The sequence below is a fragment of the Ruegeria sp. CE9 genome (assembly GCF_056537425.1).
The window spans coordinates 196,838-221,687 of the sequence record NZ_JBQFRO010000008.1; the positions used below are offsets into that span (position 1 = coordinate 196,838).

Annotated in this window: 25 protein-coding genes; 14 read left to right on the plus strand and 11 right to left on the minus strand. The window is 58.2% G+C overall.

Annotated elements, in window-relative coordinates:
• Positions 1–42 precede the first annotated feature (42 nt).
• The 3 genes from ACR0B3_RS16160 to ACR0B3_RS16170 all read left to right on the plus strand — a co-directional run bounded on the left by ACR0B3_RS16160 (position 43) and on the right by ACR0B3_RS16170 (position 3,285).
• Positions 43–558, plus strand: coding sequence for a DUF3035 domain-containing protein (locus ACR0B3_RS16160; protein WP_170684258.1), 516 nt, complete (start codon positions 43–45; stop codon positions 556–558).
• Positions 559–643: 85 nt separating this feature from the next.
• Complete coding sequence (locus ACR0B3_RS16165) at positions 644–1,984, plus strand: M16 family metallopeptidase (RefSeq protein ID WP_480809969.1); 1,341 nt, start codon at positions 644–646, stop codon at positions 1,982–1,984.
• Positions 1,981–3,285 (plus strand): M16 family metallopeptidase, encoded by a 1,305-nt coding sequence (locus ACR0B3_RS16170; protein ID WP_480809970.1) that lies wholly within the window; start codon positions 1,981–1,983, stop codon positions 3,283–3,285. The genes ACR0B3_RS16165 and ACR0B3_RS16170 overlap by 4 nt, the downstream gene beginning before the upstream one ends.
• 3 nt (positions 3,286–3,288) lie before the next feature.
• Here ACR0B3_RS16170 and ACR0B3_RS16175 read toward each other — a convergent pair whose 3' ends face one another.
• The 4 genes from ACR0B3_RS16175 to deoC form a co-directional block, all read right to left on the minus strand.
• Complete coding sequence (locus ACR0B3_RS16175) at positions 3,289–4,020, minus strand: Crp/Fnr family transcriptional regulator (protein WP_480809971.1); 732 nt, start codon at positions 4,018–4,020, stop codon at positions 3,289–3,291.
• A 93-nt stretch (positions 4,021–4,113) separates the two neighbouring features.
• Positions 4,114–4,923, minus strand: coding sequence for an SDR family oxidoreductase (locus ACR0B3_RS16180; RefSeq protein ID WP_480809972.1), 810 nt, complete (start codon positions 4,921–4,923; stop codon positions 4,114–4,116).
• Between the two features lie 24 nt (positions 4,924–4,947).
• On the minus strand, positions 4,948–7,281 hold the full coding sequence (locus ACR0B3_RS16185; RefSeq protein ID WP_480809973.1) for an aldehyde dehydrogenase family protein: 2,334 nt from the start codon (positions 7,279–7,281) through the stop codon (positions 4,948–4,950).
• A gap of 47 nt (positions 7,282–7,328) precedes the next feature.
• The gene (gene deoC, locus ACR0B3_RS16190; protein ID WP_170725248.1) at positions 7,329–8,327 is read right to left on the minus strand and encodes a deoxyribose-phosphate aldolase; all 999 of its coding nucleotides are present in this window, start codon (positions 8,325–8,327) and stop codon (positions 7,329–7,331) included.
• Positions 8,328–8,525: 198 nt separating this feature from the next.
• Between deoC and ACR0B3_RS16195 the strand changes: the two genes are divergently transcribed.
• From ACR0B3_RS16195 to ACR0B3_RS16220, 6 genes are all read left to right on the plus strand, one after another.
• Positions 8,526–9,479, plus strand: a complete 954-nt coding sequence (locus ACR0B3_RS16195; protein WP_480809974.1) for a metal ABC transporter solute-binding protein, Zn/Mn family — start codon at positions 8,526–8,528, stop codon at positions 9,477–9,479.
• Between the two features lie 3 nt (positions 9,480–9,482).
• Positions 9,483–10,286, plus strand: coding sequence for a metal ABC transporter ATP-binding protein (locus ACR0B3_RS16200; RefSeq protein WP_170761610.1), 804 nt, complete (start codon positions 9,483–9,485; stop codon positions 10,284–10,286).
• A 2-nt stretch (positions 10,287–10,288) separates the two neighbouring features.
• Positions 10,289–11,494 carry a metal ABC transporter permease gene (locus ACR0B3_RS16205; protein WP_480809975.1) on the plus strand — a complete coding sequence of 402 codons (1,206 nt, stop codon included), beginning with the start codon at positions 10,289–10,291 and terminating at the stop codon, positions 11,492–11,494.
• Positions 11,491–12,420 carry a metal ABC transporter permease gene (locus tag ACR0B3_RS16210; RefSeq protein ID WP_480809976.1) on the plus strand — a complete coding sequence of 310 codons (930 nt, stop codon included), beginning with the start codon at positions 11,491–11,493 and terminating at the stop codon, positions 12,418–12,420. The genes ACR0B3_RS16205 and ACR0B3_RS16210 overlap by 4 nt, the downstream gene beginning before the upstream one ends.
• A gap of 283 nt (positions 12,421–12,703) precedes the next feature.
• Complete coding sequence (gene mutL / locus ACR0B3_RS16215; RefSeq protein WP_480809977.1) at positions 12,704–14,554, plus strand: DNA mismatch repair endonuclease MutL; 1,851 nt, start codon at positions 12,704–12,706, stop codon at positions 14,552–14,554.
• Between the two features lie 52 nt (positions 14,555–14,606).
• The gene (locus ACR0B3_RS16220) at positions 14,607–15,836 is read left to right on the plus strand and encodes a DNA recombination protein RmuC (protein WP_480809978.1); all 1,230 of its coding nucleotides are present in this window, start codon (positions 14,607–14,609) and stop codon (positions 15,834–15,836) included.
• A gap of 3 nt (positions 15,837–15,839) precedes the next feature.
• Here the strand turns inward: ACR0B3_RS16220 and ACR0B3_RS16225 are convergent, their stop codons facing one another.
• Genes ACR0B3_RS16225 through ACR0B3_RS16235 form a run of 3 tightly spaced genes read right to left on the minus strand, consistent with a single transcriptional unit; the run spans position 15,840 to position 17,615 of the window.
• On the minus strand, positions 15,840–16,244 hold the full coding sequence (locus ACR0B3_RS16225; protein WP_480809979.1) for a hypothetical protein: 405 nt from the start codon (positions 16,242–16,244) through the stop codon (positions 15,840–15,842).
• A 53-nt stretch (positions 16,245–16,297) separates the two neighbouring features.
• A complete protein-coding gene (locus tag ACR0B3_RS16230; protein WP_480809980.1) occupies positions 16,298–16,948 on the minus strand; it encodes a ChrR family anti-sigma-E factor in 651 nt (216 codons plus the stop codon).
• Between the two features lie 10 nt (positions 16,949–16,958).
• Positions 16,959–17,615, minus strand: coding sequence for a sigma-70 family RNA polymerase sigma factor (locus ACR0B3_RS16235; protein ID WP_480809981.1), 657 nt, complete (start codon positions 17,613–17,615; stop codon positions 16,959–16,961).
• 148 nt (positions 17,616–17,763) lie between these two features.
• On the opposite strand from ACR0B3_RS16235, the gene ACR0B3_RS16240 reads away from it, so the two are divergent.
• The 4 genes from ACR0B3_RS16240 (at position 17,764) to ACR0B3_RS16255 (ending at position 19,582) form a co-directional block, all read left to right on the plus strand.
• Positions 17,764–18,534, plus strand: coding sequence for a DUF1365 domain-containing protein (locus tag ACR0B3_RS16240; protein WP_480809982.1), 771 nt, complete (start codon positions 17,764–17,766; stop codon positions 18,532–18,534).
• An 85-nt stretch (positions 18,535–18,619) separates the two neighbouring features.
• Positions 18,620–18,937 (plus strand): DUF3775 domain-containing protein, encoded by a 318-nt coding sequence (locus tag ACR0B3_RS16245; RefSeq protein ID WP_170684241.1) that lies wholly within the window; start codon positions 18,620–18,622, stop codon positions 18,935–18,937.
• A gap of 153 nt (positions 18,938–19,090) precedes the next feature.
• Positions 19,091–19,327, plus strand: a complete 237-nt coding sequence (locus ACR0B3_RS16250; protein WP_480809983.1) for a DUF1127 domain-containing protein — start codon at positions 19,091–19,093, stop codon at positions 19,325–19,327.
• A 54-nt stretch (positions 19,328–19,381) separates the two neighbouring features.
• Entirely contained in the window at positions 19,382–19,582 is a 201-nt protein-coding gene (locus ACR0B3_RS16255; protein WP_170725260.1) for a DUF1127 domain-containing protein, read from the plus strand.
• Between the two features lie 63 nt (positions 19,583–19,645).
• On the opposite strand, the gene ACR0B3_RS16260 is transcribed toward ACR0B3_RS16255, so the two are convergent.
• Genes ACR0B3_RS16260 through ACR0B3_RS16275 form a run of 4 tightly spaced genes read right to left on the minus strand, consistent with a single transcriptional unit; the run spans position 19,646 to position 23,137 of the window.
• On the minus strand, positions 19,646–20,788 hold the full coding sequence (locus ACR0B3_RS16260; protein WP_480809984.1) for a saccharopine dehydrogenase family protein: 1,143 nt from the start codon (positions 20,786–20,788) through the stop codon (positions 19,646–19,648).
• 3 nt (positions 20,789–20,791) lie between these two features.
• Entirely contained in the window at positions 20,792–21,847 is a 1,056-nt protein-coding gene (locus ACR0B3_RS16265; RefSeq protein WP_480809985.1) for a saccharopine dehydrogenase, read from the minus strand.
• Between the two features lie 14 nt (positions 21,848–21,861).
• Positions 21,862–22,476: a glutathione S-transferase family protein gene (locus ACR0B3_RS16270; protein WP_480809986.1), complete on the minus strand. Its 615-nt coding sequence runs from the start codon at positions 22,474–22,476 to the stop codon at positions 21,862–21,864.
• A gap of 10 nt (positions 22,477–22,486) precedes the next feature.
• Positions 22,487–23,137: a histidine phosphatase family protein gene (locus ACR0B3_RS16275; RefSeq protein WP_480809987.1), complete on the minus strand. Its 651-nt coding sequence runs from the start codon at positions 23,135–23,137 to the stop codon at positions 22,487–22,489.
• A 128-nt stretch (positions 23,138–23,265) separates the two neighbouring features.
• Between ACR0B3_RS16275 and ACR0B3_RS16280 the strand changes: the two genes are divergently transcribed.
• Positions 23,266–24,456: a Zn-dependent hydrolase gene (locus tag ACR0B3_RS16280; protein ID WP_480809988.1), complete on the plus strand. Its 1,191-nt coding sequence runs from the start codon at positions 23,266–23,268 to the stop codon at positions 24,454–24,456.
• Positions 24,457–24,850: the final 394 nt, after the last annotated feature.

Here is a 24,850-nt window from a genome sequence, read left to right on the forward strand (position 1 = left end):
ATGATATGCGATAAAAGCGCCTGAAACTGGTTGGAGACACTGATGCGTATGCCACGCGCCATTCTTGTTCTGACGCTCGCCGCTGCCGTCGCGGGCTGTTCCGATATCGGCTTGCGCAATCTCGAACCGCCTGGCGCGGGACCGGACGAGTTCTCGGTTCTGCCGGTCAAGCCGCTGACCCAGCCCAAAGACTATGCTTTTTTGCCAGCGCCCACGCCGGGTGGTGCCAATCTGACCGATCCCAACCCAAAGGCGGATGCGGTGGTTGCGTTAGGTGGCAGCGAAGCGGCACTGAACCCGAATACAGCCATTCCGTCTAGCGATGCGGCGCTTGTGACAGCCTCAAGCCGGTATGGTGTTCCGGCCAATACGCGTCAGGTAACAGCCGAAGAGGATGAGGCATTCCGCAAGAGACGTGGCCGTTGGACCCGCTTGCGTTTGTTTCCGGTTGACCGCTATGCGCAGGTTTATGATCGCGAGGCCATCGACGCGAACAGCGTAAACGAAGCCGCACGTCAACGTGGGATCGAAACACCTTCGGCTCCTCCGCTTGAATGAATTCTTCTTAACTTTCCGTCATTGACCTTGAACCCAGGCACCACCACCGTAGTTTGAATACCAGAAACGAAACGGAGGATGCCCCATGGTTCGGGCCCTGGCACTGTCGGCTGCCCTGATCGCCGCCACCCCCTTGTTCGCGAAAGAGGGGCACGAGGCGGTCACCACATTTACGCTCGACAACGGAATGGATGTCGTAGTGGTTGAAGATCACCGCGCGCCCGTTGTGCAGCACATGGTCTGGTATCGGGCCGGGTCTGCGGACGAGCCGATTGGATCCTCGGGCGTCGCGCATTTCCTGGAACATTTGCTGTTTAAGGCCACTGATACGATGGAAGCAGGTGAGCTGTCGGCCACCGTTGCGGCCAATGGCGGCAATGATAATGCGTTCACCTCTTACGATTACACCGCCTATTTCCAGCGTGTTGCAGCCGATCGGCTTGAGCTGATGATGCGGATGGAAGCGGATCGCATGCGCAACATCCGCCTGACCGAGAACGACATTCTGACCGAGCGCGACGTGATTTTGGAAGAACGCAATCAGCGCACCGAGAATAACCCACGTGCGCTGTTCGGCGAGCAGATGAATGCAGCGCAGTATCTGAACCACCGTTACGGAGTACCGATTATCGGCTGGCGTCACGAGATGGAAACGCTGGATATGGACGATGCGCTGTCCTTTTATCAGACGCACTATGCGCCCAATAACGCCATCCTGGTCGTGACCGGTGATGTTGATCCGGATGAGGTCAAGGTGCTGGCAGATCAGTATTACGGTGTTATTCCCGCAAATCCGGATTTGCCGGAACGGGTGCGCTCGCAAGAACCGCCGCAGACTGCCGAACGCCGTCTGACCTTTAAAGATGCCCGCGTTGCCCAGCCGTATGTGCAACGCAGCTATCTGGCCCCGGAACGCGACCCTGGTGAACAGGAGAAAGCTGCGGCTTTGTTCCTGTTGGCAGAATTGCTGGGGGGAAGCACGACCTCGTATCTGAACGAAAAGCTGCAGTTCGAGCAGCAGAAGGTGGTGTATACCGGCGCGTTCTACCGGGGCGTCTCGTTGGATGACACGACCTTTGATCTGCTTGTTGTGCCAGCCGAAGGTGTTTCGCTGCAGGAAGCAGAAGACGCGATGGATCAGGCTGTCGCAGATTTCATTGCTGAAGGTGTGAATGAAGAGGATCTTGAGCGAATCAAGATGCAACTGCGCGCGTCTCAGACCTATGCGCGCGACAATGTGGACGGTATCGGAAATCGCTATGGTCGCGCGTTGACCAGTGGGCTGACGGTCGAAGACGTGCAAGCCTGGCCAGACATTCTGCAGGCTGTCACCGGTGAAGAGATTATCGCCGCGGCCCGAGAGGTGCTGCAACCTGAGTCATCCGTAACCGGCTGGCTGATGCGCGACGATGAGGTGACGCAATGAAACGGATATTTGCACCGCTGATCGCGCTGATCATTGCGCTTCCGGCCTGGGCTGAGATCGAAATCAAAGAAGTGACATCCCCCGGGGGCATCACCGCTTGGCTGGTCGAGGATCACTCCATCCCGTTTACGGCGCTGGAACTGCGGTTTCGCGGGGGGACATCGCTGGATGATCCCGAAAAGCGCGGCGCAGTCTACCTAATGAGCGGTCTGATCGAAGAAGGCGCAGGCGATCTGGATGCGCGCGCCTACGCGCGAGAGCTCGAGGCGCTTGCCGCGTCGTTCAGCTATCGTGCAACCGACGATACGGTGTCGATTTCTGCACGGTTTCTGACCGAGAACCGCGATGACGTGATTGATCTTTTGCAGACCACAATCCACGAACCACGGTTCGATCAGGATGCGGTTGACCGGGTGCGCGCGCAGGTGATTTCGGGGCTGAAGACGGATCAGACTGACCCAAATGATATCGCCGGGCGCATTTTTGCTGAAATGGCGTACGGGGATCATCCCTATGCTTCGGACGGCAAAGGAACAATCGAAAGTGTGTCCAGCCTGACCCGCGATGATATCGTTACGGCCTATAACAATGTGTTTGCCAAAGATCGGCTGTATGTCGGCGCGGTGGGTGACATCACTGCCGAGGAACTGGGAGAGCTGTTGGACAAGTTGCTGGCAGATTTGCCGGACACCGGAAAGCCAATCCCCGAAAAGGCCGAGGTCACAATTGGCGGCGGTGTGAATGTTGTGGATTTCAACACGCCGCAATCGGTTGCTTTGTTCGGTCAGAAGGGCATTGATCGCGACGATCCAGATTTCTTTGCGGCCTTTATCCTGAACCACATTCTGGGTGGTGGCGGGTTTGAAAGCCGCCTGATGCAGGAAGTGCGCGAGAAGCGCGGCCTGACCTATGGCGTTGCGACCTATCTCGTGCCCAAGGATCTGGCTTCGGTCTATTTGGGCTCGGTCTCATCCGCCAATGACCGCATCGCAGAAGCAGTTGACGTGATCCGGCAGGAATGGGCGCGTGCGGCAGCAGAAGGTGTGACGCAGAAAGAGTTGGATGATGCCAAGACTTATCTGACCGGGGCCTACCCGCTGCGGTTTGATGGCAACGGCCAAATCGCAGGGATCATGGTCGGTATGCAGATGGAAGATCTGCCCATCGACTATATCGCCACCCGCAATGACAAGGTGAACGCGGTGACGCTGGAGGATGTGAACCGGGTGGCGGCGGAACTGCTTGATCCTGAAGGTCTGCATTTTACGGTGGTCGGGAAGCCCGAAGGTCTGGGCGGCTAACGCTCAGGCCGCAACCGACATGTTGCGCGATTTGACTGTATAATTGTTGCTGCTGAGCAGTTTCTGTCGCGCGTGTCGGAAATGCGCAGCTTTAAGGGCATCGTCGATCTGCCGGTTGCGGCGCAGCAGGCGTGCTAGGCGTTGGCTGTCGAAGACCAGACAAGTTGTTGGTTCATCGGCGCACACCGTGGCCGTTGCGGGTAGGCCGATACCGAAGGTAAGCTCACCAAGTATCTGATCGGGGCCACATTGGTTGATCACCTGACCGTTCTTGAAAATGGTAGTGCGGCCCGACAGGACATATGCCAAATAATCGCTCGTGATGCCCTCTTCGATCAGAGTGTCACCGGATTCGTATGTGGTTAGCTTTGCTGTATTCAGTAGCCTGCGTGCGTGATGCGGCTTGAGCGTTTCGAGGTAATTCGCCACGAATTGCCTCTCGGGCGCTGAAAATCGCACGAGGTGGTGCGAGAGATACCCGCGCAGCAAGCCCAGAACCGAGATCAAGATATAGGCAAGCTGAATGATCGAGCCCGCCAAATTGAACTCTTCCGCCATGCTGATCAGAACGCAACTGGCGGCGATGATCACCAAGACGGGATATAAAACGCCGGACCCGCGAACGATCCCCATTTGCAGCAAAAAATAGTTGAGGATGTACAGCCCGGCACCAAACACCCCGATCATCACGATCAGCTGCGCCATGTCCGTCATGTCGATCGGAAATGTCAGCATCTTCTGGCCCACCCTGGCAATCTGATGCGTACAAATTGATCGAGGGGCTGCCCAATGTATATGAACAGCTTCACATGCTATCGGGGTTTATGTTTAAGTCTTTGCCTGCACCCGCAGCATCTGCCCCATCATTTGACCGAACTTACCTGATCCGCGCTGATAAAGTGCTCCGTCAACCGCCAGAACAGTCCCGCTGATATAGCTCGCCATGTCCGAGCTGAGGAACAGACAGGCATTGGCCACGTCTTGCGGCTGGCCCCAACGCCCAAGCGGCACGTCCTTGCGCAAGGCCTCTCCTGCATCCGGTGTGGGGGCGAGACGTCTGGCCCCTTCGGTGCCTTCAATAAATCCCGGCACGACCGAGTTCACGCGGATGCCTTCGACGCCCCATTCCATCGACAGTGTCCGGGTGATCTGATCCACGCCAGCCTTCGCTGCGCAGACATGAGATTGCCCTTCGTAGGGAAGATAGGATTGCGGGGCCGAGATGTTGATGATGCTCGCGCCGGGGCGTTTGAGGTAAGGATACGCCCCTTTCATCACATGGATTGTGCCCATCAGATCGATGTCGATCACCGTCTTGAACGCGTTGACCGACATCTCAGCTGCCAGTGCCGGAAAGTTCCCGGCTGCGCCTGAAACCAATACATCGAAGTCTCCGAACGTTTCATGGAACTGCTTCAGAGCCGCTGCCACGGCATCAAGATCACGCACGTCGAACGCCTCTCCGATGGCGTCTTGCGCGCCCGCCGCCTTTAACGCTGCAACGGTATCATCCACCTTCTCCTGCGACCGGCTGGCCACAGCCAGTTTGGCACCCGAGGCCGCAAAAGCCTCGGCAATGCCCCGGTTGATCCCGCTGGTGCCGCCGATGACGATGACGGTTTTTCCTGAAAAGTTCATGTAGGCCTCCCTTGGCGGGGAGCCCTACTCTCCGTAGGGCACCCAGATGTTTTTCACTTCGGTTGCAGCCTGCAGGAAGCGGCGGGATTGGTCCACGCTCCAATCAAATGCCGTGGCGTTATTGACCCATGTGCGTTTGAGGTTCCCGGCCGATACCGCCTCGATCTCTTGCGACAAATCGGTGGACGAGAAGGACCAGACCGCATCCACGTTCAGATGTGAGGCCAGTGGTTTGGCCAGTTCTGCGTGGCTGCCGGTCAGGATGTTGACCACACCTGTCGGAACGTCCGAGGTCTCTAGGATCTGGTAGAAATCGGTTGCAGCCAACGGATAGGGTTCGCTTGCCGCCAACACCACCCGGTTGCCCATCGCGATTGCCGGGGCCATGGCCGAGACCAGACCCAGCAGCGGTGCTTCGTCTGCGCATAGTGCACCGATGACACCCACCGGTTCCTTCATCGCAATCGCAACGCCCCGGATCGGAACGCCATGCACCTGTCCGTCATATTTGTCGGCCCAGGCGGCAGCGGTGAATAGGCGCTGGATCGAGGCGTCTACCTCTTTCGCGCCGTCCTTCTTGCCGGTCATAGCATCGATACTGGCCGCGAATTCAGCCGCGCGTGCCGAGAGGTTTTCGCCGATATAGTACAGGATCTGCGCCCGCAAATGGCCGGTGTTCTTGGACCAGCCCTTGGCCCCCGCCGCGGCCTCAACCGCATTGCGGACGTCTTTGCGGTTCGCAAGGCCCACATGACCCAACAGGCCGGATTTGCCCCAGACGGGTTTCGAATACCCGCCATCGGGCCGTGCCTGTTTACCGCCAATATACATCTTGGCGGTGCGGTCAATCGGATCCACCGGGGCACCTTCGCCCATGGCAGCCTCGACCTTTGCCAGCGGTTTGGCCTTGCCCTTGGGTTTGGTATAGGCCGCCAGTCCTTCCCATCCACCTTCACGGCCAAAGCCGCTCTCACGTACGCCGCCGAACCCGGCGGCTGCGTCGAACAGGTTGGTGGCGTTCACCCACACAACCCCGGCAACCAGCTTGGGCGCGATATCCAGCGCGAGGTTCACATTCTCGGTCCAGACCGTTGCGGCCAGGCCGTAGCGGGTATTGTTGGCCAGTTCGACCGCCTCTTCCGGAGTGCGGAAGGTCGAGGATACAAGGACCGGGCCAAATATTTCCTCCTGCATCAGAGGGTCAGAGGTTTCGAGACCTGAGATCAGGGTCGGCGGGTAGAAGCAGCCGTTTTCGGGCAGCTCACACGCGGCCTGATGCACATGCCCAACCGTGTTGCTTTCGACCATGCCCTTAATGGTCTGCAATTGAACCGGGTCCACGACCGCGCCCACGTCGATGCACTTGTCCAGCGGGTTGCCGATACGCAAACCGTCCATCCGGGCGCGCAGTTTGTCGTGGAAACGATCGGCGATGCCTTCCTGCACCAGCAGGCGCGAGCCTGCACAACAGACCTGACCCTGATTGAACCAGATCGCGTCCACCAGACCTTCGATGGCTGAATCGATATCGGCGTCGTCGAATACGATATAGGCGGACTTACCACCCAGTTCCAACGTCAATTCCTTGCCCGATCCAGCCGTCGCTTCACGGATGCGCCGCCCCACAACGGTCGAGCCGGTAAAGGCGATCTTGTCCACGTCTGCGTTCACGATCATCTCGCCCACCGCACCGTCCCCGGTGACAATGTTGACCACGCCTTTGGGCAAACCGGCCTGCGAACAGATATCTGCAAACAGCAGTGCGGTCAGCGAGGTATACTCTGCCGGTTTCAGAACCACCGTATTGCCCATCGCTAGCGCCGGGGCGATCTTCCACGCCAGCATCAGCAGCGGGAAGTTCCAGGGGATGATCTGGCCGCAAACCCCCAGCGCCTGCGCGTCAGGCAACTCGCTTTCCATCAACTGCGCCATACCCGCGTGGTAATAGAAATGCCGTTGCGCCAGTGGGATGTCGATATCCCGAGACTCGCGGATCGGTTTGCCGTTGTCCATGCTTTCCAGCACCGCAAACAAGCGCGAATGCTTCTGCAACAGCCGCGCGATGGCATAGAGATACCGTGCACGACCCGCACCGCCCAGCTTTTCCCATTTTGGCTGCGACTTGCGGGCGGCGGCAACGGCAGCGTCCACATCAGCCTGTTTGGCTTGTGTCAGCTTGGCCAGAACCTCTCCGGTTGCCGGATTACGGCTCTCGAATCCCTTGCCCGGCTTGGTAAAGGCCCCATCGATGTAATGTCCGAATTTGTCGCCCTGATCCACCAGCCACGCCAACGCCTCGGCAGCGCTTTCAGGGGCGGGTCCATATTCCATGGTTTCGAAGATTTCTTTGACTGTCATAACTTCATCTTTTCCCAAATACTCACTGCCCAGACGTCTCCAGGGGGTCACCCCATCGAATGTCTGTACCCAGCCGAGTATGCCCCGGTGACATAATGTTCCAACTGCCGCTCGATATCGCCCAGCAGCGATGACGCGCCAAAGCGAAACAGATCGGGTTCCAGCCAGCGGTCGCCCAACTCGTCTTTGATGAGCGACAGGTATACCAGCGCATCTTTGGCCTTCGAGATCCCGCCCGCAGGCTTATACCCGACGCGGTATCCTGTGCGGTCATAATAGTCGCGGATAGCCCTGATCATCACCAGCGAGACGGGCAGGGTGGCGTTCACGCTCTCTTTCCCGGTGGAGGTTTTGATGAAATCCGCCCCAGCCATCATGCAGACCAGCGAGGCGCGGGCGACATTGCGCAGGCTACCCAGCTCTCCAGTTGCCAGAATGGCTTTGACGTGGGCTTCGCCGCAAGCCACGCGGAAGGCCTTCATCTCATCATAAAGCGCCTGCCAGTTACCAGACAGCACATGACGGCGAGAGATAACGATATCGATCTCTTCGGCACCAGCTTTCACGCTTTCTTCGATCTCGGCTACGCGCAAGTGGAACGGGGACAGACCTGCCGGAAAGCCGGTCGAAACGGCCGCGACCGGAATGCCGGTGCCTTTCAAAGCTTCGACCGCCGTTTCGATCATATCATGATAGACGCAAACGGCTCCGGTCGTGATCGGCGGCATGTCTAGCGCCTGCAGAACTGAAGACGCAACAGGCTGACGAGCCTTTGCGCACAGCCGACGCACCCGGCCAACCGTATCATCACCCGACAGGGTGGTCAGGTCGATCATTGTTATCGCCTTCAGCAACCACGCGGCCTGATAGTCCTTCTTCACCGATCGCCGACCCGGCAATGTCGCTGCGCGGCGTTCGATGGCCGATGTATTGGCCTGCACGGCGCGCACCCAATCCAGATCCAGATCCATTCCCGGGTTCCGGGGTTCGGTCACCTGCGGCAGATGCGGGGTGCGCACGGGGCTTTCTGAGCTCTGCGTTTCCATGTTTCCATCCTTTTGGAGGTTTGCGTCAAATTCGCATGGGTCGTAGCGAAATGGAAGGTGCGCCGGCGCCGTGATTGGTAAATTTTTGACCAAATGGACAAAATAAGCGTTTTCTTGCGAGTAATTCGCATTTGCATTGACTTAGTTGCGAATGGTTCTCATATTTAAGCTAAGAAAGATAACCGTTCGGAGCCCGACATGATTCGTCGCACACTTATTGCAGTATTGGCCGTTATGCTTGCGTGGCCCTTTGCTGTAATGGCCCAAGTACCGCTGAAAGTGGTCGCGACCACAGGCATGATTGCTGACGCAGCCCGTCAGGTCGGTGGTGATCAGGTTGAGGTGAAAGGCCTTATGGGTCCGGGCGTCGATCCGCATGCATATCGGCAGACCCGTAGTGATATCGTGGCAATGACCCGCGCCGATCTCGTGTTATGGCACGGTCTTTATCTCGAGGCCCAGATGGAAGGCTTCTTTGAAGACCTGGGTCGCAAGAAGACCGTTGTCGCGGTGGCTGAGGGGATCGATAAGGCTAAACTGCGTGCCCATGACGATTATGCCGACAAATATGACCCGCATGTCTGGATGAGCCCGGTTCTGTGGCGCGACGTGGTGCTTGAGGTGCAAGAGGCGCTAACCCAAGCCCGTCCCGAGGCTGCTGATATCTTTGCCGCCAACACGCAGGCTTTTCTGGCCGAGATTGATGCGCTGAGCGCTTATGGCGAACAGATGCTGACCGCTGTTCCTGAAGACAATCGTTTGCTGCTGACCGCGCATGACGCCTTTGGCTATTTCGGCGCTGAATATGGCTATGAGGTGCTGGGCGTTCAGGGTATCTCGACCCAGTCCGAGGCGGGTCTGAGCCGGATCGGCGAACTGGTGAACACTCTGGTGGATCGCCAACTGAAAGCCGTGTTTGTCGAAAGCTCGGTCTCGGACCGCTCCATGCGTGCCCTGATCGAGGGTGCTGCAGCCAAGGGCCATAAAGTGGGCGTTGGCGGAGAGCTATTCTCTGACGCCATGGGTGAGCCGGGCACATATGAGGGCACTTATATCGGGATGCTCGATCACAACATCACTGTGATTGCCGGGGCGCTGGGTGCAGAGGTGCCTCAGCGTGGCATGAACGGCAAATTGTCGGCGGGGTTTTGAGTGATGCTGGAACTCGCCACAGTGCAAGGCATTTCCGTAGAAGGGCAGGATATTGATCGCTGCCCTCTCGCCATTCGTGGGCTGACTGTTTCGTACGGTCAAAAGCCTGCCGTTTTCTCAGTAGATATGACGGTGCAGCCCGGAGCAATGACAGCGATTATCGGGCCGAACGGGGCCGGGAAATCGACCTTGCTTAAGGCCGCATTGGGGATCGTGTCACCGCTGTCGGGTCAAGTGACCGTGTTTGGCCAACCGCTTGAGGATCAGCGCGCGCGCATCGCTTATGTGCCGCAGCGTGCCAGCGTGGATTGGGATTTCCCGACGCGCGTGATTGATGTGGTGCTGATGGGACTTTCCCGCCAGTTGGGCCTGCTGGGCCGCGTACGCGCCCGCCATAAGGCGCGCGCCATGGACTGTCTGAACCGGGTCGGAATGCGAGAGTTTGCTGATCGCCAGATCGGACAGCTTTCCGGTGGTCAGCAACAGAGGGTCTTTCTGGCCCGTGCACTGGCGCAGGATGCCGATCTTTACCTGCTTGATGAGCCCTTTGCTGGTGTCGACGCCGCGACAGAGAAGGCCATCATCGCCGTGCTGAAATCGTTGAAAGAGGCAGGCAAGACCGTTGTTGTGGTGCATCATGATCTGGCCACGGTTACCGACTATTTCGACCATGTGTTCCTGATCAATACCCGCAAAGTGGCCGAAGGCCCGGTGGCGCAGGCCTTTACCGCTGAAACGCTACAAGCCGCTTATGGCGGGCGTTTGGCCACCGCCCAAATCGATCAGATTTCGCGCGCGCTGGGATAATCATGCTTTGGGAAGCTCTGACGCTGCAGCTTGGCTATAACGCCACGCTGGTCGCCATTGGTGCAACGTTGCTTGGTATCTCTGCAGGGGTGACGGGGACGTTCCTGTTTCTGCGCAAACGCGCGCTGGTCAGCGATGCCATCAGCCATGCGACCTTACCGGGCGTTTGCCTCGCCTTCATGGTGTTGGTGGCGCTTGGCGGGGATGGGCGAAACCTGATCGGCCTGCTTGCGGGCTCGGCCATATCCGCGTGGGTTGGTCTGCTGTGTATGAACTGGCTGACGCGCCATACTCGGTTGGCAGAAGATGCCGCAATTGGCGCGGTTCTCTCGGTGTTCTTCGGGTTTGGTGTGGTCCTGTTGACCGTGATTCAAACAATGGGCGTTGGGCGGCAAGCCGGGCTGGAAGGGTTCTTGCTGGGCTCGACTGCAGGCATGTTGTGGGCGGACGCTCTGATCATAGCGATTGGAGGTGCGGCGACGCTGGTGCTGGTCATGATCATCCGCCGCTCGATGACTATGGTGGCCTTTGATCCTGAATATGCCGCCGCACGCGGGTTGCCGGTGCAGCAGATCGATCTGGCGATGATGGGGCTGGTGCTGGCGGTCACGGTGGTTGGGCTTAAGATCGTTGGACTGATCCTGATCGTTGCCCTGCTGATCATACCGCCGGTGACGGCAAGGTTCTGGACTGAACGGTCTGATCGCGTCGTGTTGCTGGCCGGTTTGGTCGGGGGTCTGGCGGGGTATCTGGGGGCCGGGCTGTCAGCCTCGGCACCAAATCTGCCAACCGGCCCGATCATCGTTCTGGTCAGCTTTGGATTCTTTGCGCTGTCGCTTTTGTTTGCGCCGGTTCGGGGCGTGTTGGCAGCTGTTCTGCGTCATCTGCGGTTTCAGCGTCGGGTGCATATCCGGCAAGGATTGCTGGCCTTGGCGCAGGGGCAGCAGATTTATGAACCGCTGACCATTCGCCTGTTGCGCCGCGCGGGTGTCGTGCGAGCGGACGGTGTTGCGACGGGCGAGGGGAAAGCCCGCGCCGCCAAAGCTCTGCGGGATGAAAAGCGTTGGGAAATCGTACGCGCGGATCAAGCGCATGAGGCGACCGCAGCACTGTATGACGGGCTGCGCGATATCGAGACCGTTCTGACCCGCGACCAGATTGCCGAAATTGACCGGCGAATTGGTGCCCCGCAGGAGGTCACGCTATGAGCGGTGAAGAATTCGTCCCCCTGTCGCTGACGCCATTGCTGATCGGAACATTCGCGGCCATCGCATGTGCGCTGCCCGGCAACTTTCTGGTGCTGCGGAAGCAGGCCCTGATCGGGGATGCGATCAGCCATGTGGTGCTGCCGGGTATTGTCGTCGCCTTTCTTCTGACCGGCGCGATTTCAACATGGCCGATGATGCTGGGTGCGGCTGGGGCCGCGATCGTGGCTGTGGTGATGATCGAGGCCATCCGGCGCTTGGGTCAGATTGAGCCTGGCGCTGCCATGGGTGTTGTCTTCACTACTATGTTCGCAGGTGGCGTTCTTCTGTTGGAGCAGACCGACACCTCGACCGTGCATCTGGACGTGGAGCATGCGCTTTACGGCAATCTGGAGAGCCTGATCTGGCTGGATGCGACGGGCTGGTCCTCACTGCTGGATATGCGGGCGTTGGCCGGGTTGCCACCCGAGCTGCCACGCATCGCGTTGACACTGGTGGGTGTCAAGTTATTCACCTGGCTGTTCTGGCGACCGCTCAAGATCTCAACCTTTGATGAAGGCTTTGCGCGCACGATCGGTATACGCACTGGCGCGTTGGGGATGGCACTGGTGATTACGGCCGCGATCGCCGCTGTGGCAGCCTTTGATGCGGTGGGGTCGATCATTGTAATCGCCATGTTCATCTGCCCGCCTGCCGCCGCACGCATGATGACCAATCGGCTGGAAACTCAGATCATCTGGAGTGTTCTGTTTGCCGCCATCTCTGCCGTGTCCGGTTACGTCGTGGCGGGGTATGGCCCGTTATGGCTTGGCGGCGCGGATGCCGTCAGCGCTGCTGGCATGATCGCGACGATATCGGGCTTGATCCTAGCGCTGACCGCTGCCTTTGGTCCTTGCCGCACCCGCAGCGGAGCACCCAGCCAAGCTTGACTTGGCGCTTTCATGCCAATGGTTTCCGCGGGGTTTCGGCTGAACTTCGCCAAGTGGAAACAATAAATGATTATTAACAGGATTTATTCCATTTGCGGTGATACCAGAGTTTCAACCGAATACCACAAGACCACCACTCACTCTGGTATGTCCGGCCAGCTTTGACCCTAGTCGCTACCCCCTTATCGGCGCGGTCAAGCTGGCCGGACACCTCATTTCCAACCCCTTATTTGCCATTCAAACCGGTGGTAGAATCGCGCCGATCTATGCTAGGTCTAGGGGTATGGTATACGCAGACCCCAATATCAGCGATGATCGGCCCGTAATTCGGCAGCTCGATGATGCAGCGATCAACCGCATTGCGGCGGGTGAGGTTGTGGAGCGGCCGGCCTCAGCGGTCAAGGAACTGGTCGAAAACGCCATTGATGCCGGCGCCACACGCATTGCCATTGATATTGCGGATGGCGGAAAGACCCTGATTCGAGTCACCGATGACGGATGCGGCATTGCCGCCGAAGATCTGCCTCTGGCTCTGTCGCGCCATGCAACGTCAAAGATTGACGGGTCGGATTTGCTGAATATCCACACTTTTGGCTTCCGTGGTGAGGCGCTGCCCTCCTTGGGGGCGGTCGGGCGTCTGACCATTACCAGCCGTATTCCGGGCTCTGATGCAGCCTCGATCCAGGTATCGGGTGGCAAGATGGAAGCGGTGAAGCCTGCAGCGCTGCGCTCAGGAACGGTAGTTGAACTGCGAGATCTGTTCTATGCCACCCCGGCGCGGCTAAAGTTCATGCGCACCGACCGGGCTGAGGCTCAGGCAATCTCGGACATTGTGAAACGTCTGGCCATGGCGGAACCTGCGGTCGCCTTCACCTTGCGTGACGTCTCAGGCGGGGGCGAGGGGCGCGTCACCTTCCGCGCATACCGCGAGAATGGCGATCTATTCGATGCGCTGCATGCCCGTTTAGCGCGCGTGTTGGGACCTGAGTTCGCCGAGAACGCGCTGCAGATTGATGCCACACGCGAAGGGCTCAGGCTTTATGGCTATGCCGCGCTGCCGACCTATTCCCGCGGTGCCGCCGTGGCGCAGTATTTGTTCGTGAACGGGCGACCGGTACGAGACAAGATGCTGACCGGTGCCTTGCGTGCGGCCTATTTCGATTTCCTCAGCCGCGACCGCCATCCAGCTGCTGCGCTGTTCATCGACTGCGATCCGACGCTGGTGGATGTGAACGTGCATCCGGCAAAATCCGAGGTCCGGTTTCGCGATCCGGGCCTGGCGCGCGGTTTGATCGTATCCAGCTTGCGCCATGCGCTGGCTGAGGCCGGGCATCGTGCATCTTCGACCGTGGCCAACGCGACCCTGGGCGCGATGCGGCCCGAGTCTGCACCTGCAGCCCCGGCGCAGGTGTACCAGATGGATCGACCTTCATCTGCGGCCCGTCAGGCGGCCTATCGGGCGCAGTCTCCGGGTTTTGCAGAACTGTCGCAGGACTATAGCGGTCGCATCGTTGAAACGGTGCCCGAAGCCCCGCCGGTGGAAGAGCCGAAGGACCTGCCCTTGGGCGCGGCACGTGGGCAGGTGCACGAGAATTACATCATCGCCCAGACCGCCGACGGCATGGTGATCGTGGATCAGCACGCGGCGCATGAGCGGCTGGTTTACGAAAAGCTCAAGGCTCAGATCGCGGAAAATTGCGTTGCCGCACAAGCGCTCCTGATCCCCGAAATCGTCGAACTGACAGACGGCGACTGCGCGCGACTAATGGCCGTTGCGGATGATCTGGCGCGTTTCGGGCTGACCATCGAAGCCTTCGGTGGTGGGGCCATCGCGGTGCGTGAAACGCCGGCCATTCTGGGCAAGGTCGATGCCCGCGCGATGATCCTTGATATCCTTGATGAGCTTGTGGATCAGGGCGAAAGCCAGACGGTGCAGGCGCGGATCGAAGCGATCCTAAGCCGCGTGGCCTGCCATGGCTCGGTCCGGTCGGGCCGTCGGATGCGGGCCGAAGAGATGAATGCCCTGCTGCGTGAGATGGAGGCGACGCCCCATTCCGGGCAGTGCAACCACGGGCGGCCAACTTATGTGGAACTGAAGCTGAGCGATATCGAACGCCTGTTCGGCCGCGGTTGATCCGCTGGCCCGCTCGGGCTATGAAGAATAAAACAAGAACATCCGAGGCGACATGATCGAGATTGCTGGCACCCAATATGCGCTGAATGACCCCGTGATCCTGGTTGCGGGAAGTGTGGTCGCGTTGATTCTGCTGCTCTTGTTTCTATCGCTGCGGGCGTCACAACGCTCAGCCCGGATGGCGGAACCGCTGGCGCGGCAAATGGCGCATCTTGGGCAGCATGTGCAGCAGCTGGGGCAGGGGCAGGAGCAATTGCGGGGTGGCCTGCAGCACGTTTCAGACACCCAGGCCAATGCGCAGGTGCAGGTGATCCAGACGGTCGAGTCCCGCTTGTCATCAGTGCAGCAGCAGATGAATGACCGGCTGGCGGATAACGCGATGAAATCCGCGCGCGCGCTGGCTGAAATGCAGGAGCGGATGAAGGAATCGCTGCATGGTTCGTCCAAACAGACAGCCACTTCGCTAACGCAGCTTCAGGAGCGTCTGGCTGCCATCGACAAGGCGCAGGACAACATCACCAAATTGTCTGGCGATGTGCTGAGCTTGCAGGATATCCTGTCGAACAAGCAGACGCGCGGGGCGTTCGGGGAAATCCAGCTGAACGATATCGTCTCGAAGGCGTTGCCATCGGACAGTTTCCAGTTGCAGGCCACTTTATCGAACGGAAGGCGCGCTGATTGCCTGATCAACCTGCCAAACCCTCCGGGGCCGATTGTGATCGACAGTAAGTTCCCGCTGGAAGCCTATGAGGCGCTGATCAATTCGACCAATGATATGGAGCTGAAAGCTGCCGTTCAGATGTTTCGTTCCACGGTACGCAAGCACATCAACGATATTGCCGAGAAGTACATTCTGGATGGTGAAACGGCCGATGGCGCGCTGATGTTCCTGCCATCCGAGGCGGTCTATGCCGAGCTACACGCCAAGTTCCCCGAGCTGGTGCAAGAGAGCTTTGCGAAGCGCGTTTGGATCGTGTCACCCACCACGTGTATGGCGACTCTGAATACGATGCGAGCAATCCTGAAAGATGCCCGCATGCGTGAACAGGCCGGAGCGATCCGCAAGGAACTTGGGATGCTGCACAAAGACGTGGAACGTCTGGGTGACCGGGTCTCGAACCTTGACCGCCATTTTGGGCAGGCCGCCAAGGACATTTCGGAAATCAAGATCAGCGCTGAAAAAGCAGGTCGCCGGGCGCAACGGCTGGATAACTTCGATTTCGAAGAGATTGCGCCTGACGATCAGTCCAAGGTAGTCCCCTTGGGCAAGTCCGAGGGCTGAATTCTACTGGATCGAAAGATCCAGATTATAGCCAACTGTCTTGCCGGTATCGCGATCATTTCCCATCAAATAGACGCGGATCGTATAGTTCCCGTCTTCGGGTAGATCGATCCGCGCAGTGTTGCCATCGATAGAGCCGTTGTAGATCGCGACGCCGTCACTGTCTGGCGGCAGGATATTGAAATATATTACGCCATTTCCGTTGGTATCGCTGAACTGAAGCTCTGCGAACATTTCCTGTCCAGCCTTTGCGCCCAAGCTATAGTCGAAATACGCATCACCGGTGATCGTACCACTGACCATGGTGCCAAAATTACCCGGTTCGAATTTTACGTCGGCTGATTGCTGTGCCCAAGCTCCAGTCGAGAGAGTTGCCAATAGGGTGCTTAAGATCAAACGATGTTGCATAGCTTACTCCATACAAGCCATTGGATCAGTATAGCACGATTGGCTCAACTGCCTCAGATGCGCAGAAACGGTTGGAACAGGCGCGGCATCAGCTTGCTGAACTTCAACGGGGCATCAGTGACCGCCAAACAGATGCAGTCCTCGGATATGTCTGCCGTCGGCGTGTGGTGAATGTCCTGATCCGCGATTTCGACATCGCCACGGGCGAAATGATCAAATTCGTCCGAGAAGGCACCTTGCAAGACCATTGTCAGTTCGATTCCGCGATGGCTGTGATCGGGGACTGCCGCGCCTGCGGGGATGAACAGCAACCGGGCGGTGGCTTCGCTGGTGGTGGGCAGGATGGCCTGCTTGACACCCATGCCGATCGGTTTCCATTTGATGTCGCTCACATCTCCACCGACATAGTCTTGCAGCGGCGCAGGCAGCACCGAACAGGACGGTCGCGCAGGTCTGGGCATCGGCGCACCCTGAGCGATCAGGGCCATCGTCGCAGCCAAGGACCCGTCGCTCATACCGGCGGTGGTGTCTTGTTCCTGCAGCACACAACCGCCCACGGCATCAAAGCTTTCGGCGCGTGCGCGGCAGTGATCGCACAGCGACAGATGTGTCGCGACCATCAAGTCGAACGCCTCGGGCAGGCTGCCCGCCGCATAAGCCATCAGGATCTCGTCCGTCAGATGATGTTTGATCTTGTTACTCATAATGGTCATCTCAGTTCATCGAGTGGCGCAAGCGGTCCAGCGCCAATCTTATTCGTGATTTGATCGTTCCCAAGGGCAGCCCGGTCTGAGATGCGATTTCTCGATGGCTCAGATCACCAAAATAGGCCTTTTCGATCAGCTGTCTTTGCGCCTCGGGTAACGCCGCCATGGCGTCACGCAGCTGCGCGGTTTCTTGTTGCAGCGCCAGAACGTCTTCCTGTTCGGGCTCTGCTTCGGGGCCCCAACCCAGATCTTCAGGCTCGGGGCGGCGTTGTTTGCGCAATACATCGATGCGCTTATTTCTTGCGATCGTGAACACCCAGGTCGCAACCGTCGCCCGTGTCGGGTCGAACAGATGTGCCTTGTGCCACAGCGTCGCCATCACCTCTTGCGCACATTCCTCGGCCAGCGCAGCGTCCGATCCGGATTTGATCAGGAACGCTTTGATGCGCGGTGCGAAATGTTGGAACAATTCGGCAAAGGCACTCTGATCCTGAGATTCACGAATCCTGAGTACATGACCGACCCATTCCTGTCTGGCGTCACAAGTATTGTTTTGTCCGTTCACCGACTTACCCTTAAAGCGTCTGCGACCGCTCAATGCACCAATAGCAGCCGTTTGGGCCGCCGGTTCGTCCAAGGTCGCGGTATCAGTCTCGGTAAACATAACCACAATACGCGGCGTGACCCAAGGTGGATCAGTTTAGGACATAGATTTCATCCAATTCGAGCTAGGTTGCGTATTATATTGAGAAGAGGCAGGCGGAAAAGCATGCCATTTGAACAGTTTGCGGGCAGTACGGACAATCTGCGACATGAGCACAGTTGATTACATTGCAGGCCATACCTTTCATGGGCGCAAAGGTGCCATTGAGAACGCGTTTCGCTATTCTGTCGACTATATTTTGTTCGACCCCGAAGAGCGCCCCGAGACGCCTTCGCTATTCTCGATCAATCGGCCAAACCTGACCAACTGGCGCGACCGCGATCATGGGGGTGAACCCGGGCAGGGACGTGGTGCAATCTGGCTGCGGGAGTGCTTTGAGGCGCAGTCTGTTCCCCAACCGGATCGCGTCATGCTGCTGACTCAGCCCCGCGTGTTTGGGCATGTATTCAACCCAGTGAGCTTTTGGTTTTGTTTTGACGGCCAGAACCAGCTTTATGCCGTGGTGGCCGAAGTGACCAACACATATGGCACGCGGCATAGCTATCTGTGCCACAAAGCCGATTATTCACCGATCTTGCCCAACGATCGGATTCTGGCTGACAAGTTGATGCATGTTTCTCCGTTCCAGAAGATCGAGGGCACATATACATTCCGATTTGACTATCGCGAGGATCGTGTCGGTGTCTGGATTGACTATGGGCGCGCAAATGGCGGTTTGATTGCAACACTGACCGGCCCGCGGCAACCGCTGAGCAACCGGATCATCCTGAGGTCATTCTGGCGGCGACCGTTCGGGGCGCGACGGGCGGTGTTTCTGATCCACTGGCAGGCGGTCAAGCTCTGGTTCAAGAGTGCGCGCTTCAGCCCTTTCCGCACCGCGCCGGTCCCGGATCAACCGGTTTCGCGGTCGCGTCAGTAAAGCCCCGCGCTTTGCGCAAGATCAAAGACGCTGGCGTGTGAGATCGTTCAGATATGTCTGAACCGCGAACACGAGGAGTTGGGACATGCTGGAAATCTCGGCAAGGAAAATCGCCCAGGTCGCCATGATGGGGCGAGAGCTGGACCGGGCCGAGGGCGAATTGCGCGCCTTCATTGAACGCATGAGCGAGGACGAGCAAGCAGAGCTGGTGGCCGTCATGTGGGTTGGGCGCGAAAGCTTTTTCGCCGAAGATTTGGCTGAGGCAATCGCGACCGCGAAATCCGAAGCCTCGACACCTTGTGCGGATTATCTGATCGGAACGCCGCATTTGTCTGATCATTTAGAGAATGGGTTGGACGCGCTGGGCATATCCGCCGAAGATGTCGAAAACGATCTGATGTAGCCTAGAAATACGCAACCTGGTGGTCCGATATGTGCGATAGATCAACAGGATGCCGGGCATTAAGTAACATTAATGCGGCCTTTCTCCAGGCTTAATGTCGAGTTCTTTTATCAGGTTCATCAGAGGCAACGATGAATACCGGAGGAACTCGACATGGCACATATCAATGCAACCGCAGCTGATCATCGGAATCTGTTCTTCGGCCAGTTTGCGAACCAGCCTGAGGCGTCATCCCCATGGCAACGCCGTAGGGCCTATAACAAGACGATCCGAGCGCTTGAGAAGCTCAGCGATCATCAGCTTTGCGATATCGGTATCCCACGATCTGAGATACGGCACCGCGTTTATCAAAGCGTGTATCACAACATGCCTTACCAGGCCGTTACCTAAGCTTTACGGGTACGTTCCGCAAAGCATTGTTTAGATATCAGTAAGGTGACGAGTATGCTGGATACCAACCCAATCCCAAACCTGAAGACATCCAATAGCACGTTGTTGCTGTTCGATCGGGCAATGAGAATGCGTGCGATCAGCGCAGATATCGTTCGCGCTGCCCAGGATTTGAATCGGCTGTCAGATGTTGAGCTGTCAGAACTGGGCATCAACCGCTGCGATGTTGAAGCAGTGATCGCGCAATACATCTGATAACGGGCTGTCGTTTCAAGATGAGTTGGCCGCCCCGACACGTTCGGAGCGGCCGATTTATACTTACGCGGTGTGATCCACGATTTGCAGATGCTGCGCCAGCGTGTCGATCTCGCCCATCCAACCCAGCACCAGTTTCGGGTCGCTCGGTGCGGCGTGAACACCTGCAGGTATTGCACGATTCAGGACGGCCTCGACCGCCAAAGACACAGGAATCGACACAAGCCGCGCCATCGCCGTACCACGCGCATCGCCCCAGGCATCCATGACATATGTTTTGTGCCAAACTTCGATGCCATCCTTCTCGGCCTTGAGGCCGACGCAAAGAACCACGCGATCAGGCTCGCCCTCGTCATAGGCATTCTCGGCCCAGAACTGATCTGACATTTCTTTCAGACGCGCGTCACCTTCCGGACCCGACAAGGTTTCGATTTCCGAGAACACGTCTGACCATGCATCGGCCCAGCCGTTCAGGCGCAGAGTGCCGCGTACGAATTCCTTGACGGGCCAATGATCCTCGAACTGGTACTCGGCCTTGAAGGGGATCGAGTCACGGTTCGGGTAGACCTCAAAGCTCTCCGGTGTCGGCAGCGGCGCGATGTAACTAGTGATCGCATCCCAAGGGCGGGCAACGTCCAGTGGCGCATAGTCGCGGATTGATTTGGACGGCGACCGCAGGGCTTTCAGCACGCCCAATGGTGACCAGCTGAATTTATAGCGGAACGGGTTGGGGTTCTTGGGAACGCCACCGCAATAGGAAATAAAGCTCAGGTGGTTTTGCGGATCAAATGCATCCGAGGCGCGGTAATCGGCAACCAACGCATGCGCCATCAGGTGATCGATGCCCGGGTCCAGCCCGACCTCATTGACCAGCGCAACCCCGGCCTCGCGCGCCTTGTCATCCAGTGCGCGCATCTCGGGCGCGATGTAAGAGGATGAGACAAAGTTGGCTTCTTTCGAGATTGCGAGTTCCGCGAGAGGCACATGCCAATCCCCCGGCAGCATCGAGACGATGACGTCGCCCTTCTCCAGCACCGACCCAAGCGCGTCGATGTCGAAGGCGCGAATGTCATCAGTCAGGTCTCCGACCTCGGCCCTGGCCTTTTCAATCGTTCGGTTCCAGACGGTGACTTTATGCCCGCCTTCGATCAGGCGGCGCAGGCCGGGGATGGCTGAAAGGCCGGTGCCGCACCAGTGAATCGTCATCTCTCAGATCCCTTCGATATGAGTTTTAAAAGTTGCTTCTGCTCGACCCCAGACGCCACTGTCCAGATCGGTCAAGGTCAGCAGTGAGGGCAGCAATTGCGCTGCGTAATCTTCCGAGCTTTCGACCGGCAGCATCGACGGCAGGTTGTCGATCGCCATCACGTCCATTACCGGGTCGTCGGCGACACGCAAGGCAGGCGCGTCCCAAGTGGTGGCGCGATCATAGACCGGTACCGGGTTGTAGTCGCTATCCGGGTCGCAGGCCACGTCGCCGATGGCGGTCAGCATGCGCGGGGCATTTAATGCCTCGCGCGGGACAAAGACCGGTGTGCCGGGGCGTGCAAAGATGCAATTGAGAAACAGGTCGTGGCCGAGGATTTCGGGGAATGGCCCGCCACTGGCGGTTTCCGCCATATCCCATTTGGTGACCTTTACGCCCATGGCCTCGCAGAGGTCAGCAGCGCCCGTACCGACGCGACCCAGAGCACCGATTACGATCGCATCAGGACGCTCCGCACCCGCCGCATCCAATTCGGTAAGTAGCTCGGCGTTCAGCGTGTCTTTGCTGGCATAGACACCCACGGGTGGGCATTCCTCGCCCCGTTGTTGCGCGGCCCATGTTTTCAGAGTGACAGCCGCCCCGGCATAACCGGCCCAATAGCCGAAGGCGGCAACTCGGCGACCATCCTCGTCCACAAGATATTCCAGATCATAAAGCGTACCACCGCCGGCCTTGAACCGCTGCAACAGCGCGCGGCCCGAATGCTGACCTTTGTAGGCGTGGCCGAACATGATGTGATGATGGGGCAGGGCTGTTCCGTCTTCGGGCAATTCCTTGAGGCCAAAGATAATCGCGTCGAGCGGAGCTTTGGGCCAGGAATTCTCGGTCGCGATCTCACAGCCTGCGTTCTTGTAGCCTTCAATCGGGATGGCTCGGACAGAGCTTTCCTCGACCGTCACGCGGATACCTGCGGAGATCAGCGCAGCCGCACCTTCGGGGGTCAGCCCGACCCGTTCCTCGTTCGGGCGCTGTTCTGCCCGGACCCAGAGATGTGTCATTCCTATTCCTTTTGTCAGAGCATTCCGGCGGCGCGGACCGCTTGTACCGAAGGACGCGCCTCCATCGCTTCGCGGAAGGCGATGATCTTTGGAAAGGCCGAGGCCTCAACGCCGTCGCCTTCCAACCAGCTGCACACCACGTACAGGTACGCGTCGGCCAGCGAGAACGCCTCGCCCAAAACAAACGGCCCACGCAGCCCGTTCGACGAGATATACGCACAGGACTCGGTCATATTTTGCGCGACTTTGTCCTTCATGTCTTTCCAGCTGGATTTCTTGTCTGCCCAACGGGGGCCGCGCAATTTGTGGGCATGGTTCACATGCATGGTCGAGGCGAGATAAAACATCACCTCTCGCATCCGCGCCGCCATAACCGGATCAGATGGCACCAATCCCGCCTCGGGCGCTTTGGCGGCGACGTATTCCAGCAACGCCCCGGTTTCGGTCAGGATTCCACCATCCACAACCAGCGCCGGAACCCGACCTTTGGGATTGATCTGCTTATAGGCGGGTTTGGTCTGCTCACCTCCGGCAAAGTCCAGTCGGATGGCTTCATACTTAAGCCCGGCCTCTTCCAGCGCAATCGCCACGGCGACCGAGATTGTGCGGGGGGCATAATAAAGTTGCATCGGGGCCTCCTTACAGGTGGGTCTGCGCGTATTGCCGGTCTGGCGCTTCCAGATGGGGCACTGCGTTGAACAGAACCGGGCTCAGATGTGCGCCAATCGGGTGCAGACGATGCATCGACGTGTTCATGATGGCAAGCGCCACCCGTGCCATCGATGGAATATCCAAGCCCATCGCCTGCCGCACAACCATCGAAATCAGTCCGCCTGATGTTACGATGATTGCAGGACCACCTTCGGTGCCAATTTCATGCAGAGCGCCAGAGACGCGCGTTTCAAACTCTTCGAAGCTTTCCGGAGTGTCCTCGATTTCGCCCCGGGACCATGCGGCGAAGGTGCGGGGCAGATGTTCGACAAAACCTTCTCGGTCGGTTGGAACTTTGACCCCATGCTGCTGCTCGAACAACTGGGCGAGTGTGAAATACTCGATTTCATTTAGGCGCGCGTCCCGGATTGGCTCGGGCAGCCCCATGCTGGTTGCGGTCTCCACATGCCTGTTCAACGTACCACAGTAGACGCGGGGATAGTGCGTGCGCGTGTCGCGCAGATGCGCGCCCAACCAGCGCGCTTGCTGATGGCCCAAATCGCTCAGCTTGTCGTAGCTCTGCTCGTCCCGCGCGGTTGTATTGGCCTGCCCGTGGCGCACCAGTGTTATATGTGACATGACGATCCCTCTTGGCCTGACGTCTTAGGGCAGGTTCGGGGCCGGGACCAGAGGGGTTTCGCAGGTGTCTGAAAAAACTCCTATGTCTGGCTTGGTTTACCGATATGGTTACGCGAACAGGAGAACCCATGGCTGTTGATCACACCCGGTTTCTGGCCGATCTGCACAAGCTGCGCTCGTTCGGCGCCTCGGGCGTTGGCAAGGGCGTTATCCGCCCCGCCTATTCTGAAGCTGACATCGCAGCGCGCAAATGGCTAGCCAAACGTATGGCTGAGGCGGGTCTGACTCCGCAGTTCGACCCGGTCGGGAACTTATTTGGATTGGCGGACGGGCCATCGCTATTGATGGGCTCGCATTCCGACAGCCAGCCAGAAGGCGGCTGGCTGGATGGCGCGCTTGGTGTTATTGCTGCGCTCGAGATCGCGCGCTCCAGTGACCGACCCATCTCGGTTGTCAGCTTTCAGGACGAAGAAGGGCGGTTCGGTGTCACCACCGGGTCGGCCGTCTGGTCAGGCGGGTTGCCTTTGGAAAAGGCCGACGTGCTGACGGATGGCACAGGCATCTGCTTTGGCACTGCGCGGGCTGAAATGGCAGAGATGTCGCAAGGCTTTGTCGATCCTGCTCGGTTCAGCGGTTTCATCGAAATGCACATCGAACAAGGCCCCGCCTTGGATGCCGCTGGCGAACAGATTGGGGTAGTCACCGATATCGTCGGCATTCGAGACGTGGTGATCACCTTTAAGGGCCAACAAAACCATGCGGGTACCACACCGATGCACCTGCGGCGCGATGCGTTTCAAGCGCTGTCGCTGTTCAACGCGCGTCTCAACGACCGGTTCCGAAATGTCGTCACACCGCAAACCGTCTGGACCATTGGGCGGGTCGATCTGCAACCTAACGCATCATCTATCGTGCCGGGGCGCGTGCGCTTTTCGATGCAATGGCGCGATGGGGATGCTGATCGGCTCGTGCGCATGGAAGAGATAATCCGCACAACCGTGCAACAGGTGGCCCAAGAGATGGCAGTTGAGCTGAGCTATGGCCCGATGCTGGGTTTGGAACCCGTCCGCATGGACCCGACTCTGCGCGAGGCGCTGGAAACGGGCGCTCAGGCTATCGCGCCCGGTAAATGGCGCAGAATGCCGTCCGGTGCACTTCACGATGCCACCAATGTCTCGCGCCTGATGCCGGTTGCAATGCTGTTCGTTCCCTCGATCAACGGAATCAGCCATGACTTTGCCGAGGATACGGACGAAAACGACCTGATCGCAGGTCTTCACGTGCTGGATCACGCCGTTAGGTCAATGGATCGAAGCTAGGATAGACGCAGGTAAAACACATGTTTCCCAGTGGCTTGTCCACAGATCTGCTAGGCAACAACGGCTGAATTGCTTATTGCGCAGTTCAGTCCATCTGGCACAGCACAAGATGAGTTGCCTAACGGAAAAAAGTTTCCTATAGGAACATTATCGATGCATGCACCCGTATACATAGCGCTCACGATATAGGCGAATTGCCGAAATCCCAGGCTGAATCGTTGCAATCTATGCAGCTTGGGTCAGACTGACGGGAACGCTTTAGGGTAACTGACACAAGGCAGGTGGCCACTATGACGTCTTCTTTAAAACGCACGCCACTCCATTCTTTGCATGTTGAGTTGGGTGGTAAGTTGGTTGATTTTGCGGGTTGGGAGATGCCTGTTCAGTATCCATT